Source organism: Mycolicibacterium sp. SMGY-1XX, from assembly GCF_059132455.1.
The window spans coordinates 6119642-6137661 of the sequence record NZ_CP101139.1; the positions used below are offsets into that span (position 1 = coordinate 6119642).

16 protein-coding genes are annotated in these 18020 nt (G+C 67.1%); 8 read left to right on the forward strand and 8 right to left on the reverse strand.

Going from position 1 to position 18020, the window contains the following annotated elements; genetic code table 11:
* The first annotated feature begins 20 nt into the window (after nucleotides 1-20).
* Nucleotides 21-1178: an FAD-binding oxidoreductase gene (locus NL241_RS29195; RefSeq protein ID WP_494395772.1), complete on the forward strand. Its 1158-nt coding sequence runs from the start codon at nucleotides 21-23 to the stop codon at nucleotides 1176-1178.
* A gap of 149 nt (nucleotides 1179-1327) precedes the next feature.
* Nucleotides 1328-2212, forward strand: coding sequence for an aldose 1-epimerase (locus NL241_RS29200; protein ID WP_494395773.1), 885 nt, complete (start codon nucleotides 1328-1330; stop codon nucleotides 2210-2212).
* A 264-nt stretch (nucleotides 2213-2476) separates the two neighbouring features.
* On the opposite strand, the gene NL241_RS29205 is transcribed toward NL241_RS29200, so the two are convergent.
* The 4 genes from NL241_RS29205 to dnaK are packed head-to-tail and all read right to left on the reverse strand — an operon-like array spanning nucleotide 2477 to nucleotide 6574.
* Nucleotides 2477-2863 carry a heat shock protein transcriptional repressor HspR gene (locus NL241_RS29205; protein WP_487694083.1) on the reverse strand — a complete coding sequence of 129 codons (387 nt, stop codon included), beginning with the start codon at nucleotides 2861-2863 and terminating at the stop codon, nucleotides 2477-2479.
* Nucleotides 2860-4053, reverse strand: a complete 1194-nt coding sequence (gene dnaJ, locus NL241_RS29210; RefSeq protein WP_494395774.1) for a molecular chaperone DnaJ — start codon at nucleotides 4051-4053, stop codon at nucleotides 2860-2862. The genes NL241_RS29205 and dnaJ overlap by 4 nt, the downstream gene beginning before the upstream one ends.
* Nucleotides 4054-4094: 41 nt before the next feature.
* Nucleotides 4095-4718: a nucleotide exchange factor GrpE gene (gene grpE / locus NL241_RS29215; RefSeq protein WP_494395775.1), complete on the reverse strand. Its 624-nt coding sequence runs from the start codon at nucleotides 4716-4718 to the stop codon at nucleotides 4095-4097.
* Nucleotides 4715-6574, reverse strand: a complete 1860-nt coding sequence (gene dnaK, locus NL241_RS29220) for a molecular chaperone DnaK (RefSeq protein WP_487694080.1) — start codon at nucleotides 6572-6574, stop codon at nucleotides 4715-4717. Before dnaK ends, grpE begins: the two co-directional genes overlap by 4 nt.
* A 274-nt stretch (nucleotides 6575-6848) precedes the next feature.
* On the opposite strand from dnaK, the gene NL241_RS29225 reads away from it, so the two are divergent.
* The 5 genes from NL241_RS29225 (at nucleotide 6849) to NL241_RS29245 (ending at nucleotide 11837) form a co-directional block, all read left to right on the forward strand.
* Nucleotides 6849-7778, forward strand: coding sequence for an alpha/beta hydrolase family protein (locus NL241_RS29225; protein WP_494395776.1), 930 nt, complete (start codon nucleotides 6849-6851; stop codon nucleotides 7776-7778).
* Nucleotides 7775-8551: a sulfite exporter TauE/SafE family protein gene (locus NL241_RS29230; RefSeq protein WP_487694077.1), complete on the forward strand. Its 777-nt coding sequence runs from the start codon at nucleotides 7775-7777 to the stop codon at nucleotides 8549-8551. The genes NL241_RS29225 and NL241_RS29230 overlap by 4 nt, the downstream gene beginning before the upstream one ends.
* Nucleotides 8552-8621: 70 nt before the next feature.
* Entirely contained in the window at nucleotides 8622-9263 is a 642-nt protein-coding gene (locus NL241_RS29235; protein ID WP_494395777.1) for a carboxymuconolactone decarboxylase family protein, read from the forward strand.
* Nucleotides 9264-9270: 7 nt separating this feature from the next.
* Complete coding sequence (locus tag NL241_RS29240; RefSeq protein WP_494395778.1) at nucleotides 9271-9732, forward strand: (2Fe-2S)-binding protein; 462 nt, start codon at nucleotides 9271-9273, stop codon at nucleotides 9730-9732.
* Complete coding sequence (locus NL241_RS29245; protein WP_494395779.1) at nucleotides 9729-11837, forward strand: xanthine dehydrogenase family protein molybdopterin-binding subunit; 2109 nt, start codon at nucleotides 9729-9731, stop codon at nucleotides 11835-11837. Before NL241_RS29240 ends, NL241_RS29245 begins: the two co-directional genes overlap by 4 nt.
* On the opposite strand, the gene NL241_RS29250 is transcribed toward NL241_RS29245, so the two are convergent.
* Nucleotides 11818-12882: an alpha/beta hydrolase family protein gene (locus NL241_RS29250; RefSeq protein WP_487694072.1), complete on the reverse strand. Its 1065-nt coding sequence runs from the start codon at nucleotides 12880-12882 to the stop codon at nucleotides 11818-11820. The two genes, NL241_RS29245 and NL241_RS29250, sit on opposite strands and share 20 nt — an antisense overlap.
* Nucleotides 12883-12995: 113 nt before the next feature.
* Between NL241_RS29250 and NL241_RS29255 the strand changes: the two genes are divergently transcribed.
* Nucleotides 12996-14513 carry a phytoene desaturase family protein gene (locus tag NL241_RS29255; protein WP_487694070.1) on the forward strand — a complete coding sequence of 506 codons (1518 nt, stop codon included), beginning with the start codon at nucleotides 12996-12998 and terminating at the stop codon, nucleotides 14511-14513.
* Here the strand turns inward: NL241_RS29255 and NL241_RS29260 are convergent.
* From NL241_RS29260 to NL241_RS29270, 3 genes are read right to left on the reverse strand one after another with little or no spacing between them, the layout of a single operon-like run.
* Complete coding sequence (locus tag NL241_RS29260) at nucleotides 14510-15727, reverse strand: LVIVD repeat-containing protein (RefSeq protein ID WP_487694068.1); 1218 nt, start codon at nucleotides 15725-15727, stop codon at nucleotides 14510-14512. The genes NL241_RS29255 and NL241_RS29260 overlap by 4 nt on opposite strands.
* Entirely contained in the window at nucleotides 15724-16908 is a 1185-nt protein-coding gene (locus NL241_RS29265; RefSeq protein ID WP_487694067.1) for an LVIVD repeat-containing protein, read from the reverse strand. Before NL241_RS29265 ends, NL241_RS29260 begins: the two co-directional genes overlap by 4 nt.
* A complete protein-coding gene (locus NL241_RS29270; RefSeq protein WP_487694065.1) occupies nucleotides 16905-18005 on the reverse strand; it encodes an ABC transporter substrate-binding protein in 1101 nt (366 codons plus the stop codon). Before NL241_RS29270 ends, NL241_RS29265 begins: the two co-directional genes overlap by 4 nt.
* Nucleotides 18006-18020: the final 15 nt, after the last annotated feature.

The following is an 18020-nucleotide window of genomic DNA, read 5'->3' on the forward strand; positions in this document are numbered from 1 at the left end:
TAAGGCTTAAAATCGCGCGAGTGGGCCTGGAAGATCGCGAAGCACTCGCCGTGCTGCAGTCCGCCCTACTCAACTCCGATGCGATGGTCGGCCGGTTCTACACCACCTGGTTCGCCATCGATGAGTCGGTGCGCGACATGTTCCCGCCCGACATGACCGGTCAGCGTGCGGTCTTCGGCCAGGCGCTGAACTGGCTGCTCGGTGAGTTCATCGCACAGCGCGCCGACGAGCCGGTGGCCTTCCTGGCCCAGCTGGGCCGCGACCACCGCAAGTACGGCGTCGCCGCCAAGCACTACGAGACGCTGGCGCACGCACTGTATGCAACCTTGAGCAATGAGCTCGGCCCGGCCTGGACACCGGCCGTCGAGGACGCCGCCCGGCAGGCCATCAACCTGATCGGCGGTGTCATGAGCGGGGCCGCCGCCGCCGAGGAAGGCCCCGCCTGGTGGGAGGGTACGGTGGCCGAACACCACCGCGTCTCGCGCGATCTGGCGGTGGTCCGGCTGTACCTCGACCGTCCCATGGACTACCACCCGGGCCAGTACGTCAACGTCGAAGTGCCGCAGTGGCCGCGCCGGTGGCGTTATCTGTCGCCGGCCATTCCCGCACAACCCGACGGCGGCATCGAGTTCCACGTCCGGGCCGTCTCGGGCGGCATGGCCAGCACCGCGATCGTCGAGGAGACCCGGCCCGGCGATCGGTGGCGGTTGTCGAGCCCGCACGGGGGTCTCGAGGTGAATCGCGACGCAGGTGACGTGTTGATGGTGGCCGGCAGCACCGGGCTGGCCCCCCTGCGGGCGATCATCATGGACCTGTGCCGATTCGGGGTCAATCCGCGCGTGCACCTGTTCTTCGGCGCCCGTTACCCCTGCGAACTCTATGACCTGCGCACCCTGTGGGAGATCGCCTCCACCAATCCGTGGCTGTCGGTCACACCCGTCTCGGAGTACGACACCGATCCCCCCTGGGCGCCCGAGTATCCGGATCCGCATCCGCCGCGGGGTCTGCACGTGCGGCAGAAGGGCTTGTTACCCGACGTGGTGACCCGCTACGGCGGCTGGGGTGATCGCCAGATCCTCATCGCGGGCGGGCCGCAGATGGTGCCCAGGGCCCGCGCGGCGCTGATCGCCAAAGGCGCGCCGCCCGAACGCATTCAGTTTGACCCGCTGGGGGGCTAGGGTCCGTCCGTGCAACTCCCCTGTCGCCCCATTTCTCCGCAGTCCCCTGCCGCGCCGTCGTTTTCTGCACCAGGGTCGTGAAATCGCGCGGTGCACCGCCCTGGCGCAGAAATCGACGAAGCACAGACGCCGCCCGCTAGGCTCGGGACATGCACATCGTCACTCTTCATGACGGACCCGTCGCGGCGCAGTTCGTCCCCGGCGCCGGGATGATCGGCATCTCGCTGACCGACGACGGTGTCGAGCTGCTGGGGCAACGGCGCGGCCTGGACAAGTACATCTCCGACGGCAAGACGATGGGTCTGCCGCTGCTCTATCCGTGGGCCAACCGGTTGAGCACCAATACTTTTGAGGCTTCGGGCATCAAGGTGGACATCGCACCGGATGGCGCCGGGGTGCGCACCGATCCGAACGGACTGCTGATCCACGGCCTGCTGGCCGCCCACAAGGACTGGCAGGTGGTCTCCGAGACCGCCGACGAACTGGTCGCGTCGTTCGACTTCGCCGGCCATCCCGAACTGCTGGCCAGTTTCCCGTTCCCCCACACCGTCGATGTCTCCGTCACGCTGCGGGCGCGGACGTTGACGATCCAGACCGTGGTCAGTGCCACTGGCGACGTCGGGGTTCCGTTGTGCTTCGGTTTCCATCCGTACCTGCAACTGCCCGGCGTGCCGCGCGATCAGTGGCTGGTGGAGACGCCCGCGATGCGACACCTGGCCGTTGATGACCGGGGTATCCCCACCGGAGCTGCCACCAGGCAGGAAGCAGACCGGGAGCTGTTGGGCGACAAGACCTTCGATGACGGGTACGACGAGGTCGCCGACGGTTCGGTGTTCGCGGTGTCCGGTGCGGGCCGGCGTATCGAGGTGCGGTTCGTGCAGGGGTACCCCGCCGCGCAGATCTTCGCCCCGCCCGGGGAGGACGTCATCTGCTTCGAGCCGATGGCCGCGCCCACCGATGCACTGACCCGGGGCGGGTACCGGACCGCCGAGCCCGGCACACCGAGCCTGGCGGAATTCACCATCAGCGTCTAAGCGTCACCACACGCTGGGGCGCCGCCCTTCGACTCGTTCGGGCGTGCACGCCACGTCCGTCATCCATTGGGCGAGTGAAAATCCCCAGCGCTGTTTCCATTTGACGACGCTGCGCAGATGCGAGAAGGGCCGCCGAGCTGCGGGCCTGACGGCCGTGCTCAGCGACCCTCGGTCGCATATTCTGTGTCCGCAAGCTCCGGGCGTCATCGTCGATTTCGGGGCTGACTGCTCATCTCCTCAGCCGCCCTCCGCAAGCTCCGGGCGTCATCGTCGATTTCGGGGCTGCCAGACCACGAGTGCCGTACTCGTCTTGGGGGGCCCGACATCGCGACGCTGGTTGGTCCGCAGCATCTCGATCTCCTGCGCCATCTCCTGCACCCGGCCCTGCAGCGCCTCGACCTGATTGGTCAGCTCGATGATGCGTTTGATACCAGCGAGATTCACGCCCTCATCCTGTGAGAGTCGCTGCACCTCGCGCAGCAGGTCGACATCACGCTGCGAATACCGCCGGCCGCCGCCCGAGCTGCGCTGCGGACTGACCAGCCCGAGCCGGTCATAGGTCCGCAGCGTCTGCGCGTGCATACCGGCCAGCTCGGCAGCGACCGAGATAAGGAATGTCCGTGCTTCCGCAGCTCGATCTGCCTTGCTCATAGCCGGTTGCCCGCCCATCCGGACCGCGGATCGAAACCGCTGGCGCGCTCGGCGGCGGCGTAGGCCTCCAGCGCCTCCAGCGCTTCGCCCTCGAGGCTCGGCGGCACCGCCACCTTGACGGTGACCAGCAGGTCACCATGACCGCCACTGCGCTTGGGCACTCCTCGGCCACGCACCCGCAGGATCCGGCCGTCAGCGGTGCCCTTGGGCACCCGCACACCGACCTTGCCCTCCAGCGTCGGGACCGAAAGCGTTGTGCCCAATGCCAATTCGTGGAAGCTGACCGGAACGGTCACGGTGAGATCGTCCCCGTCACGACCGAACACCTTGTCCGGACGCACGTGCACGGTGACATAGAGGTCACCCGAGGGCGCCCCGCGAAGTCCGGCCTCACCTTGTCCGGCCAGTCTGATGCGCTGGCCGTCTTCGACTCCCGGGGGAATCCGCACATTGATGGTGCGGGTCCTGGTGGTCACGCCGGTGCCCTTGCACTCGTCACACGGGTGCTCGATGATCGAGCCGCTGCCCCGGCATTCGGTGCAGGGCTCGGAGAATCCGAACGCACCCTGGTTGCGGTTGATGACGCCGGCGCCGTTGCAGCTCGGGCACACCTTCGGGCTGGTGCCCGGGCGCGCTCCGCTGCCGTGGCAGTTGGTGCACGGTGCCGGGCTGGTCAGCCGCAGTGGCATGGCCACGCCCTTGGTGGCTTCCAGGAAGTCGAGTTCGGTCTCGGTCTCCAGGTCGTTGCCACGCCGGGGGCGGCTCGGGCGCGGTTGTGCACCGCGCCCGAACAGCCCACCGAACAGGTCGCCGATGTTCGTCCCACCGGTCTGGCCGGCGGCGTCGAACAGATCGCCGAGGTTGAACTCGGCACCGTCGGAGCCGAACCCGCCCGGGAAGCCGCTGGCACCGCTGGTACCGCCGCCGTTGAACCGCCGACCGAAACCGCCGCCCGCGAACAAGCGGCGGGTTTCGTCGTACTCCTTCTTCTTGGCGTCATCCGAGAGCACGCTGTACGCCTCGGACACCGCCTTGAACCGCTCGGTGGCGGTGGGGTTGTCAGGGTTCTTGTCGGGATGCAGTTCGGAGGCCAGCTTGCGGTAGGCGCGCTTGATCTCGTCGGGGCCGGCGTCAGAGGAGACGCCGAGCTCCTTGTAGAAGTCCTTCTCAACCCATTCTCGCTGGGCCATCGTGCGTCACCTCCTTACCTGTCTTCATCGTCGTGTACGCCTCACTTAGATTCTGTCGCCTGATCGGCTGTCGCGCCGGAGTTCTCGGTCGTGTCGGGGCTCGAGTCCTCGGCGGGTGCATCGACCACGCCGACGAGTGCGTGCCGCAACACCTGCTCACCGAGGCGGTAGCCCTGACGCATCACGGTGCCGATCACCGGATTGGACCCGTCACCCTCGTGCTGCACGGCTTCGTGCAGTGAGGGATCGAACGGATCGCCCTCGGCGCCGAACGCCGCCAGCCCCACGCCGTCGAGAGCGGTGGCGAGCTTGTCGGCCACCGACTTCAGCGGCCCGGTCTCCAGGTCACCATGGCTACGGGCCCGGTCCAGGTCGTCGAGCACCGGCAACAACTGGTGCACGACGGTGGCCTTGGCGCGGTCGGCGGCGGCCTGCTCCTGACGCACGGAACGCTTGCGGTAGTTGTCGTACTCCGCCTTCACCCGCTGCAGCGTGGCCTTGAGGTCGGCGACCTCGTCGGTGTCAGCTGAATCAGCGGGCGCCGCCTCCGGCGCCGGCCCACTGGGGGCCGGGCCGGAGTTCGGTTCGCGTACTTCGCCGGTGGTCGGATCGATGCGCCGTTTGTCGGTGACAGTCACCGGCTCCTGCGGATCGTTCTGGCTCACTTGCGCTCCTGGTCGTCGTCGACGACCTCGGCATCCACCACGTCGTCGTCACTGTTCTTGCTGGCACCGCTGGCGTCTGCGCCGGCGGCCTGCTCGGCCTGCGTGGCTTCGTAGATCGCCTGACCCAGAGCCTGGCTCTCCTGGCCCAACTTCTCCATGGCGGCCTTGATGGCAGAGATGTCGGTGCCGGCCAGAGCCGTCTTCGCCTCGGCGATGGCACCGTCGACCTTGGTCAAGGTGTCTTCGGGAACCTTCGAGCCACCCTCGGCTTCGCGCTGTTCCTTGACGAACTTCTCCGTCTGGTAGACCAGCGACTCGGCCTGGTTGCGGACGTCGGCCTCTTCGCGACGCTTCCGATCTTCGTCGGCGTGCGCTTCGGCGTCCTTGATCATCCGGTCGATCTCTTCCTTGGAGAGGCCGGAGCCCTCCTGGATCTTGATCGTGTTCTCCTTGCCGGTGCCCTTGTCCTTGGCGGTGACGTGCACGATGCCGTTGGCGTCGATGTCGAAGGTGACCTCGATCTGCGGCACGCCGCGCGGGGCCGGCGGGATGCCGGTCAGCTCGAAGGAGCCGAGCAGCTTGTTGTGCGATGCGATTTCGCGCTCACCCTGGAACACCTGGATCTGCACCGACGGCTGATTGTCGTCAGCGGTGGTGAAGGTCTCCGACCGCTTGGTGGGGATGGTGGTGTTGCGCTCGATCAGCTTGGTCATCACGCCGCCCTTGGTCTCGATACCGAGCGACAGCGGGGTGACGTCAAGCAGCAGAACGTCTTTCACCTCACCCTTGAGCACACCGGCCTGCAGCGCGGCGCCCACGGCGACGACCTCGTCGGGGTTGACGCCCTTGTTGGGCTCCTGGCCGCCGGTCAGTTCCTTCACCAGTTCGGTGACCGCGGGCATACGGGTGGAACCACCCACGAGCACCACGTGGTCGATGTCGGCCACCGAGATGCCGGCGTCCTTGATCACGGACTGGAAGGGCTGACGGGTGCGATCCAGCAGGTCCTGCGTGATGCGCTGGAACTCGGCGCGGGTCAGCTGCTCGTCGAGGAACAGCGGGTTCTTGTCGGCGTCGACGGTGATGTAGGGCAGGTTGATCGAGGTGCTCTGGCTCGAGCTCAGTTCGATCTTGGCCTTCTCGGCGGCTTCCCGCAGCCGCTGCATGGCCATCTTGTCCTTGGTCAGGTCGATGCCCGAGGTGCCCTTGAACTTGTCGACCAGCCAGGTCACGACGCGCTCGTCCCAGTCGTCACCACCGAGGTGGTTGTCGCCGGAGGTCGCGCGGACCTCGACCACGCCGTCACCGATCTCGAGCAGCGAAACGTCGAACGTGCCGCCACCGAGGTCGAAGACCAGGATGGTCTGTTCCTTCTCGCCCTTGTCCAGGCCGTACGCCAGCGCGGCCGCGGTGGGCTCGTTGACGATGCGCAGCACATTGAGGCCGGCGATCTGGCCGGCTTCCTTGGTGGCCTGACGCTGGGCGTCGTTGAAGTACGCGGGCACGGTGATCACCGCGTCGGTGATGTCCTCACCCAGGTAGCTCTCGGCGTCGCGCTTGAGCTTCATCAGCACACGGGCGCTGATCTCCTGAGGGGTGTAGTTCTTGCCGTCGATCTCCACGGACCAGTCAGTGCCCATGTGGCGCTTGACCGACCGGATGGTGCGATCGACGTTGGTCACCGCCTGGTTCTTGGCGGGCTGACCGACCAGCACCTCGCCGTTGCGCGCGAACGCGACGACGGACGGGGTGGTACGGGAGCCCTCAGAGTTCGCGACGACGACGGGGTCGCCACCTTCGAGAACCGATACGACGGAGTTGGTGGTCCCGAGGTCGATACCGACCGCACGAGCCATAGTGGTGCCTCCTGAATAGCTTGATAGGGGTCTGAGTGGACCGGACTCAAGATTGCTCCCGTTGACCGTCTGCTGTCAACTCAGAGTTGAGTCTGATGCACTCAAGTTGGTGTCGAATGGGTCAACTGAGACCATCGCGGTTTTGTTCCCGGGCCGCTCATCGCCCTCGCCGGACCGCCGCCACGCCGGGTTTCCCGATCACCCTCCTTCCCAAAACGACCCGCGTGTGTTGCAATCGATTGCACAGCACTGGCCAGTCGACAGGAGCGGCCTCATGCCGGCAACGGGCTTTCCCGTGATCACCGAGCCCGTGCCCGGATCGTCCCGGCCGGTCAGCTACCGCCTGGCCGAGACCTTCGACGGGCTCTACGTTCCCTACGCACTGCGCCTCCCGGCGGAAGCCCCTGCCGGCCTGCCGTTCGTGTTCCTGGCCTACGGCAACGGCGGCGGTGGCCTGGAATGGCTGCGCCGCCGGGTCGCCACCCACGGCTACATCATGGAGCGCCTCCTCGATGCCGGCTACGCCTGCGCCTGGGGCCGATATCGGACCGAAGTCGAACTCGGATTCCACCGGGGCGGGCCGCTGGTCGTGGACCGGCGACAGGGCATGGATCTGATGAGCCGGTCGCCGCTGGAGTTCGAGGACGAGCTCGCCATCCTGGCCGACGTAGCCCGGCACCCGCAGATCGACGCCGACCGGCTCGGGCACCTGGGGGTGAGCCATGCCGGCGAGATGCTGTTCAAGATCGCCTCGCAGTACGACAGCCCGCTCAGAGCGGGAATCGCCTGCGAGCCCGCCAATCACGAGTTCCTCGATCTCACCCCGGACGACACAGCGTTCACCAATCCCGACACGCAGCTGCGCAACATCGAGGAGATGCAGATGCGCGACCCGGCGTTCGTCCGTTCCCGCATCAACGAACCGCTGGCCCTGGAACGGATCGCGCCCATCTCGCTACCCATGCTGGTGATGGGACGCGATGACGATCACCTCCAGGGCATCTTCCGGATCAGTTACGACCTGCTGGCCGCCAGCGGGAAGAACGCCGAATGGGTCTCGTGGGATCACCCCCTGCACGGCTATGTGTTCCCGGTCGCTGGCGCGGACGGCCGGGTCCAGGTCGACGACATCCAGGAACGCGCCATCGACGGGGTGATCGCGTTTCTCGACCGACACCTCGCCGGCTCGCGCACCGCCCGATGATCGAGGCCCTGCTCGAACCCTCGGTGATCTTCGTGGCCGGGGTGTGGGCCGGCGCGATCAACACCATCGTCGGGTCGGGCACTCTGGTCACCTTCCCGACGCTGCTGCTGTTCGGTTATCCGCCGCTGACGGCGAACATCTCCAACAACATCGGCATGGTCGCCGGTGGCGTCTCCGGCGTCTACGGGTATCGCCGCGAGCTACGCCCCAACCGGGACGTCCTGCTGAAACTGGCTCCCGCCTCCGTGGCGGGCGCACTGGTGGGCGCTGTCCTGCTGCTGGTGCTTCCCGACGACTCGTTCAAGGCGATCGTGCCCGTGCTGATCGCGATCGGGCTGCTCATGGTGATCATCGGGCCCAGTGTGCAGCGCCGGTCGGCCGCGGCGCGGCACCACGGGCCCCCGGGCACACTCTCCCAGGTGCTGCTGACCGCCGGGATCTTCGTCCTTGGCATCTACGGCGGTTATTTCGGTGCGGCGCAGGGCATTCTGCTCGTCGGACTCATGAGCATGATCCTCAGCGACGGCATCCAGCGCCTGACTGCGATCAAAAACGTGCTCGCCACCGTGGTGAACGGAGTGGCTGCGATTCTGTTCATGATCGTCGCGACGGACCGCATCGACTGGTCGGTGGTCGCACTGATCTCGGCCGGGGCGTTCCTCGGCGGTTATCTCGGCGCGCGGTACGGCCGGCGGCTCCCGCCCATGGTGCTGCGGGCCTGCATCCTGGTGATCGGCGTGGTCGCCCTGGTCAAGATCCTGGTGTTCGACTGACCCTTGACCACCGCAGCGCAGCGGCACATACTGACAGCAATCGATTGCAGTGCCTTCACAAGGGAGTGACATGGCCACCACGGACCCGCGCATCAGTTACGTGCCCTTCGAGCAGATGGACGAGCGCATGCAAGCGGAGATGGAGCGCTGCGCCCGGCACGGGACACCGCGACCGGAGAGTTCCGCGGTGCGCGCGCACTCCCCCGAAGCCTTCTGGGCCTTCGCCGACAGCTGGAAAGCCCAGTTCCACAGCGGCGTCGTCGATCACGCGATCAAAGACCTGTGCCGGGTCTACATCTCCAGAACGGTCAAGTGTGAATTCTGCGGTAACCAGCGCTCGGAGAAGGCCACCAGCGCAGGGCTCCAGGAGCAGCAATACGACCAGCTGCTGAACTTCGAGACGTCCGATCTCTATGACGGTCGCCAGAAGGCCGCACTGGCCTACGCCGAGGCCATCGCCTGGGGCAGCCAGGACCTCGACACCCTCTGGGCGCGTCTGCACGCTCACTTCTCTGAGCAGGAACTCGTCGAGTTGGGTTGTTGTATCGCACTGACATTCGGTCAGCAGAGCTGGATCCGGCTGCTGGGCATCGACCATCACCAGTACATGGCCGGTACCGCCGCGTCGATGGCGCCCGGCTTCACCACCGCCGAAGACCTCGCCGCCAGCAAGGCCGACCCCGCCTACTGGGCAGCGCAGAGCCACGCCTGAGACACCAGTGCCTTCGTTCCAGCTGACCGTCAACGGCCGTCAGTACCACGTCGACGTTCCGCCGGGTACTTCGCTACTCGAGGTGCTACGCAACGACATCGGCGACAAATCACCGAAATTCGGCTGCGGCCTCGGTCAGTGCGGGGCGTGCTTCGTCTGGGTCGACGCCCACCCCACGCCATCGTGTGACACCCCGGTCGAATACGTCCGCGGGGAGGTCCACACCGTGGCCGGCCTGGGCCGTCCCGGCGCCCCGCATCCGGTGCAGTCCGCATTCCTGGAACTGCAGGCCGGGCAGTGCGGTTACTGCATCTCCGGGATGATCGTCAGTGCTGCCGCGCTGCTTCGGGACAATCCCCGGCCGACCCGCGCCGAGGTGACGGCGGCATTGGACCGCAACCTCTGCCGGTGCGGCACCCATCTGCGTTTCGTCGATGCTGTTCTGGCAGCGGCAGAGTCGACCACATGACACCCGATCTGCCGCCGTCACTCTCCGACAACCCGTGGATCTCGACGTGGCTGAGCGTGAGTGAGGACGGTGTCTTCGCGCTGCGGGTGGGCAAAGTCGAGCTCGGACAGGGGATTCTCACCGCCCTCACTCAGATCGCAGCTCACGAACTCGATGTCCAGCCCGAGGCGGTCAGGGCCACCGGTACCAACACGGCGTGCTCGCCCGATGAGGGGCTCACCGCAGGCAGCCTCTCGATCACGTTCTCCGGAGCCGCCGTGCGCCGGGTGTGCGCCGAGACCCGGGAGTTGTTCCGCCGAGCAGCCGGACACAAGGCGGGTCTGGACATCACCCAGGTTCGGCTGGCGTCGGGAGTGTTCAGCGGCCCCGACGGCGCCCGCATCGGGTCCTATGCCGACCTCTCCGGCGTCGTCGACCTCGAGGTGCGGGTCGGCGACTCGGCACTGGAGGTCAAGCTCGCCGCCCCCACTTCGAAAGACCTGGCGCGCATCGACCTGCCCGACAAGGTGCTGGGCCGCGCGCGTTTCATCCACGACCTGGAATTCGAGGACATGCTGCACGCCAGGGTGGTGCGACCCCCCAGCCCTGGTGCCCACCTCGAAGAGGTGGCAGTCGCGGACTTCTCGTCGATTCCCGGTGTCGAACGCATCGTGCGGGAAGGCGACTTCCTGGCCGTCATCGCGCGCCGGGAGGGCCAGGCGGCAGCGGCCGCCCAGACCATCGCGGGAGCCTCCACGTGGTCGGCCGGGATCGAGTTGCCCGACCCCGGCAACGTGGAGAGCTGGCTACGGACGGCCGACGCCGAGACCAACCTGGTCCGCACCGACGGTGCCCGTCACCCGCAGGCAGCAGTGACATCCGCCAGCTTCTCCCGGCCGTTCCTGGCCCACGCGTCCATCGGTCCCAGCTGTGCCATCGCACGGTACGACGGTGCACTACTTCAGGTCTGGAGCCACAGCCAGGGCGTGTTCACCCTGCGCCACGCGATCGCGGCGGCGTTGGACCTGAGCCCCGCCGCGGTGGTGGTCCAGCACGTGGAAGGCCCGGGCAGTTACGGCCACAATGCCGCCGACGACGCGGCGATGGACGCCGCTCTGCTGGCGACCCGAGTCCCGGGCCGGCACGTACGGGTGCAGTGGAGCCGCGGTGACGAGTTCTCCTGGGAACCGTTCGGCCCGGCCATGGTGGGCGAGGTGACCGCCAGCATCGACCGGAACGGGACCATCACCGACTGGACCTACGAACTCTGGACCAACGGTCACACCGCCCGGCCGGGCTATGCGCCGAACCACAGCCTGCTCGCCGACGCCCACCGCGCCGGTATCGCGATGCTCCCGCCCGCTGTCGACCCCCCGGCCGCGCGCGGTCACGGCTCGGCCCGCAACGCCGAGCCGTACTACGACATCGCCCGGGTGGACGTGACGGTCCACCGGCTGCTGACGATGCCGGTCCGCACGTCGTCGTTGCGCTCGCTGGGCAGCCAGCTCAACACCTTCGCCCTGGAATCGGTGATCGATGACCTGGCCCAGGCCGCCGGCCGGGACCCGTTGCAGATGCGGCTCGACCACCTGTCGGACCCCCGTGCGCGTGAGGTGCTCAGCACCGCCGCGGCAGCGGCCGGCTGGGGAACGCCCGCACCGGAGGGACACGGACGCGGAATTGCGTTCTGCCGCTACAAGAACCGCGGCTCCTACTGCGCCGTCGTGGCCGACGTGGAGGCCACCGACCGAGTGCACGTCCATCGCCTGACCATCGCCGTGGACGTGGGTCGGGTGGTGAACGTCGACGGGGTGCGCAACCAGATCGAAGGCGGCGCCATCCAAGCCACCAGTTGGGCATTGTTCGAGCAGGTCCGCTTCGACCGGCGTGCGATCACCAGTACCGACTGGGAGTCCTATCCCATCGCCCGGTTCAGCCAGGTGCCCGCGGTCGACGTGCACATCGTGCACCGCCCCGATGAGCCGCCGCTGGGCGCGGGCGAGGCAACCCAGGGACCGGTCACCGCTGCCATCGGAAATGCGCTGGCCGACGCCCTCGGAGTGCGGGTCCGGACACTCCCGTTCACCGCCGACAACATCGTTGCCGCTATCGACGCTGCGGGGTGAGGCTGGCCGCCATCCAGTCGGCGGTGCGGTAGCGGTGTGCGGCAAGCACATTGGCGCAGCCATGGTTGCCGTCTTCGAGCAGTAGGAACTCGCTGCCGTCGACCTCGCGGTGCAGCCGCTGGGCCTGCTGCCAGGGAATCAGCCGGTCCTTCTTGCCCGCGACAACCAGCGTTGGGCACCGCAGCGTCGACGTCCGGCCCGCCATGGTGAGCGTCAGCGCCAGGGCTCTGGCCTGGTCTTCGTTGTCCGAGCGGGACCGCACCTGCAACGTCTCCCGGGTCAGCGCGGGCAGACCCTCCCAGTTCTCGCCGAAAGTGTAGGGGCCGCAGAGGCTCACGCAGGCCTTGATCCGCTGATCGCCACTGGCGAACCGTGGTGCGTAATAGCCGCCGAGACTGACTCCCCAGACGCCGATGCGGTCGGCGTCGATGTCGTCGCGCGCCACCAGGGTGTCCACGAAAACTCGGCCCGGAACTTCCCAGTCCGGCCGGATCGGCAGGTCGTACTCGGCCTCCCCCTGCCCGGGGCCGTCGACGCTGAATGTCGCGAGGCCGCGTTCGAGGAAGAGCTGCTCGGTAGCCCTGAGCTCCTCCTTGGTCGAGTCCAGCCCCGGGACCAGGATCACGGTGGGATGAGGTGGCGCCGCTTCGGGCTTGCGCAGGATTCCGTAGAGGGTTGAGCCCGCGAACGGGATCTCGATCCGCTCACCTGGCGGATCAAGGTGGGGCAGCGCCGCATTGAGGCACCGCACGGCCGCCTCGTGGGCGGTCCGCATCTGTGCGAGATCGCGGACGTAGACGAACTTCGCGAAGTGATACACCACGGCCGCGGTGCTCAGGTGCGCGCCCGCGGAGCGAAGCCGGCCCTGGTCGAGAGCTTCGTTCCCGAGATCTTCGTGCACCCGCGCTGCGGCCGACCACGCCGCACACCAGTCGTCCCATGCCTCCAGACCGCCCATCACGCGGTCGAAGTCCGCCGCTGGGACACCGTTGGCGGTGAATCGGGGTCCCCAGTGCGAACGGGCGGAAGCGACGTAGTCGTCCATGGTGTGAGCCTCTTCCGATTCCCTATTGCAAACGATTGCGGCCTCTCCTACCGTAGCAAGTGGCTCCCGCCGACGGAAGGACGAAAGTGCCTACACAATATGATCATTCGGCGGTGACTGATGTTGTCGTGGTCGGCGGCGGGCACAACGCCCTGGTGTGCGCCGCGTATCTCGCCGAGGCCGGGGTGTCGGTCACCGTACTCGAGGGCCGCGAGGTACTCGGCGGCAACACCGTGACCGAAGAACTCACCCTCCCCGGTTGGCAGCACGACTCCTGCTCCACGGCCCACGTTGTGCTGCAGTCCAATCCACTCATCCGCGACGACGAACTCGGCCTCATCGCGCGGTACGGACTCCGGTACCTCGTGACCGACCCGGCGGTGACCTTCCCACTCGCCGACGGCGACCTGTTGACGGTGCACCCGGACCTGCATGCAACGGCGGCCGAGTTCGCCCGCTACTGCCCTGCCGACGCGGACGCTCTTGTCACCATGATCGACGACTGGAATGCCGGTCAGCGCCTTGCGCACGCCCATGTGTCAGCGGGTCTGCCGCTGCCGGACAAACCGTGGTCACACAGCTATGAGGCGCTCCGCCGCCGCAGCGCCTGGGACGTCATCACCTCGACATTCGAGCACGCGGTGACGCGCCAGGTGATGGCCTGGATGGCTTTCGCCACCATCCAACCACCGGAACGGCCCGGCACCGGCGTGTTGCCCGCCGCGATCATGGCCGGTCGACTGGCCTACGGATGGGCCACCCCGGTCGGCGGCTCGGGCGCGTTGCCGAACGCGCTGGCGGCGCACATCACCGACCACGGTGGAACCATCGAGACATCGGCGTGGGTGCGCGCCTATGTGGTCGAGAACGGGCGCTGTGTCGGGGTGCGCACCGATGACGGCCGCGAGTTCCGGGCTGCCCGCGCGGTCGTCGCAGGCAGCCACCTTCGCGAGCTCCCCGGGATGCTCGACGCCGACTCCCGGGTGGCCGACGAGGCATCCCGGCGCTGGCGTCCCGGAATCCCGTTGTTCGCCGTTCATTTCGCACTACGTGCCGACGCGCGCTACCGTTCGGCGAATGGGCCCGTCACCTCGGCGGCCGGGGGTCTGGGCACCCCGGAAGGACTACTCCGCCAGGTCGCCGGCCTGGAGTCCGGACACCTGGAGACCGAAGACCCGTGGCTGCTGATGATGTCGTCGACGGCAGTCGATCCCGGACGGGCGCCGGGTGGCACCTTCAAGTTCCTGACCGCAGCGCCCATGATGCGCAACGGCGATCCGTGGTCCGACGACGACGCCATGGCCTACGCTCAGGTGCTGCTCGACATCGCCCGTCGCCACCTCGACGGACTCGACGACTCCGACATCCTGGCCGTCAGACCGGAATCCCCCACATCCCTTGCCCGGCACAATCTCTCGAACATCGGCGGATCGTGTCACGGCGGCGAGTTCACCCTCGATGACGGCACCGTCATCCCCGGCTGGCTCGACTACCGCACCGACATCGACGGCCTCTACCTGACCGGTTCGACGTCGCACCCGGGCGGCTCGGTGTCAGGGCGGCCGGGACGCAACACCGCGCGCACGGTACTGGCCGACCTCGGTCTCACAGCGCCGATGTCGACCCCCTAGACCGTCAACCGGACGATGTGCAGACCGTGGTTCTTGTCCGAGAAGTAGATGTTGCCGCGCGCGTCCACCACGACGTCCTCGGATTGGGTGACCAGCGTCTTGGGCAGTAATCCGCGGCGTTCGACGGGATCATCCGGCAGATACCAGGCGATCTCGCGAGGCAGGTAGGCGTCGCTGATGTCATAGACCCGTAGCCCGGCGTTGAACCACGTCATGAACATCAGGTTGTCATCGGCGAAGAGTTCGGGGCCTTGCGGGTGGTGCTGATTGTGCGGGCCGAACCGTCCACCGCGGGTACTGAAGTTCGGATAGGTCGCCCCGGGAGCCGGTTGGGGTATAGGGAGCAGCGACATCAGCCTGGGGTTGACCTCGTCGCTGACGTCGACGATGCCCGCGAAGTTGTACGGTTCCTGTTGCCGTTCGGCGATCGCTTCGGTGTTGACCAGCAAGAGGTTTCGCGAAGGGAGGGGGACGACGGTGTGCATCGCGATCATGCTGGAGAAGGCGGCGCCGATGTCCAACCGCGAGATCAGTGTCGGGTGTTCGATATCGGAGACGTCGAGGATGACCAGCCCGGCCGCGCCGTAGCTGAGGTAGGCCCGGTCGCCGAGCACATAGGGTGGCCCGTGCAGCGAGACCCGGCGGGGCGGCGCGTGGCCTGCCGCGGTGAACTGCTCAGGGAGAAACCACATCGCGATCTCGACCGGGTTTCGGGGATCAGCGATGTCCAGGACCACGTAGATGTTGCCGTCGAAACCGCGGCGGCTCGCGGTCACATGCAGGTAACGGCCACCGGTGAAGTGGTTTCGGTGGACCCCCTGATCCCCGGTTCGCCACTGGCTCAACAGTTTCGGTGTCTCCGGATCGTGGACGTCGAACAGCCGGATACCCTCGTCAGAGGTGTCCAGCGGGTCACCACCCCAGGCCGGTGGTCGCCGCTCCATGCCCTGGACCAGCAGACCGTCTGCGACCTGCACCTGCCACGTCGCGGCCTGGTCCGGGCCTTCGATGGCACCGACCAGGCGGGGATCGGCCGGGTGGGTCACGTCGAAGATGGACAGCCGCGGTTCCCAGAAGTGGCTCGCGTAGAGATACCAGCGGTCGCCGGACGGGGAGGGCACCACCTGCATCGCCAGCTTGAACACCGGCTTGCCGCCGACATCGTGGTATCCGACGAATTCCACACCCTCAGAGGTGAACCCGGGTGCGGTCAAGAAGCCGCCTCCGACATCAGATCCGCCAACTCCGGCAGCGGCTCCAGGCAGAAGACGCCACCGGTACCGCGGTCGGTCACCCAGATCAGACCCTGGTCATCGACGAAGAGATCATTGGCCTGCGGCACAGCCGAACCCGCGGGCGCCTCACTGACCCAGTGCGCGACCTCCCGGGGATCCTCTGGATCGGACAAATCGTAGACGCGCAGGCCGGCACTGAAGTAGGTGGCGAACACCACCCTGTTGCTGCGGTAGGACCCGTCCCGGTTCTCGTGCAGGTTGTGCGGCCCGTAGCGCTGCGGAAGTTCCTCGAACGACGCACCGGGCGCGGGCAACGTGCGCAGATGACGGGGCGCCGCCGGGTCGGCGATGTCGATCAGGTGGATCCGGCGTTCGGCGCCGTGGGGTCCGTCGTGCTGTTGCTCATCGGTGGCCACGAGCAGGCCACGACCCACCAGGGGCATGCAGGTGTGGGTCGCACCGCCGCCCCAGTGCAGACGCGAGACCTCACGGGGGTCCGTCGGATCGGACGTGTCCAGCACCACCAGGTTCGCGTCGTCGTAGCCGAGATAGGTGTGGACGCCCTCGGCCAGCCCATGGTGTGCCGCCACCCGGTGACCATCCGGCCAGTCGACGGTCTCACCGCCGTCGGTCCACTGCCCCGGCCACCACCAGCGTGCGGCGAGCACCGGCTTCTCCGGCTCGGCCAGGTCGATGGTCATCCAGATGCGGTCGGTGAACCCCGCTGGGGTACCGGACATGTGGGCATATCGCCCGCCCTCCCAGACGATGCGGTGGACACCCTTGCCACCGGACTCCCAGAACGAGATCTGCTCGGGTTGGAAAGGATCAGTCAACCGGTAGATCGCCACGCCGGCCGAATGCGGACCCAACGGTTTCTTGGGCCGGTACGGGAAGCGTTCGTGGTTGACGAGCAGGAGGCCGTCGGCGGTCTGCACCTTGTGCGTGTGGGTGTTGGGGGGAGCGTCCCACTGCGCCACCAGCACGGGGCGGTCCGGTGCGGACACGTCGAGGATCGACGTGCCCGCCCCGGTGGTGCCGGCGTGCCCGACATAGAGGGCGTCGCCATGGCGCATCACCTGCATCCCGTCGCCACGCCCGGCGAGGTCATGCTGGCCGATGAGCCGCACGCCCCGAGCTGATGCGGTTCTGGTGGTCACTGGGCGGACATTTCCTCCGGCGTGGGCCGCAATGGCAGATCCAGTGCCTTCTGTGCGCGCCACAGGGGGATGAGGTCGACGAACTCCCGCCAGTTCGTGCCTTCGGGGATCACCTTCAGCTCGATCTGCTCGTTGATGAACTGATCCATGTCGGCCACATCGAATCCGCCGTCGGCGATGTGATAGTCGGGGCTCTGCTCGTCGGCGTAGGCATCCCGGTAGGGCTGCGGGAGGTCGAAGTCCTTGGTGGCCATGAGGTTCAGCACCTCGTCCTTGTTCTTGACGTCGGTGATGAACTGCCGGGCCTTGAGTGTCGCGGTCAGGAACGCAGCCGCGGTCTCGGGGCTCTCGGTCAGGATCTTGTTCGCAGACCAGCCGTTCTGTGGCGCGCGTCCCAGTTCCTCGAAGAGGAAGGTGCCACCCTCGGCTTCCAGCAGCGATCGGTGCCGGAGCTGGAGGCTGGCGCCATCCACGGTTCCCGCGATCACCGACTGCAGCCGCTCATTGGACTGACCACCGGTGCTCACCAGGTTGACGTCGGTTTCGGGATTCAACCCGTTGTCCGTCAACAGCTTCCGGATCAAGAAGTCATTGCGACTTCCGAACTGGCCGCCGGTGATGGTCTTGCCCTTGAGGTCCTCGGCCGAGTTGATCCCTTCGCGCACTCCGAGAATGTTCGCCTCGCCGCCGAGGTACACCGAGAGATAACGCACGCCCGCGTTCGACTTCTTCGCCGCGGCGATGGTGGTGTCGGTGTCGTACAGTGCGAAGTCCAGCGACCCGCCGATCAGAGCCGGCAGCGGGTCCTCGACCGTCACGATCTCGACGTTGTCGATCCCCACCTCTTGGAAGTAGCCCTTGTCCTGCGCCACCAGGACATCGGAGTGGAACAGGTAGTACGGATTGTCCACTGCCACGGTGATCGACTTCTTCACCTTGGATGGGTCGATCGTGCCGTTGATCTCGTCGGCGGTGGTGGGCATGGCTGCAGCGGAGGTCTCGCCTCCGCCGCCGGAGTCGTCGCTGCCGCAACCGGTGAGCATCGTTGCGAACGCCACACCGGTACTCAACAGGGCCAGCAATCGATTGCTTTTCATGCACTTCTCCTTGGT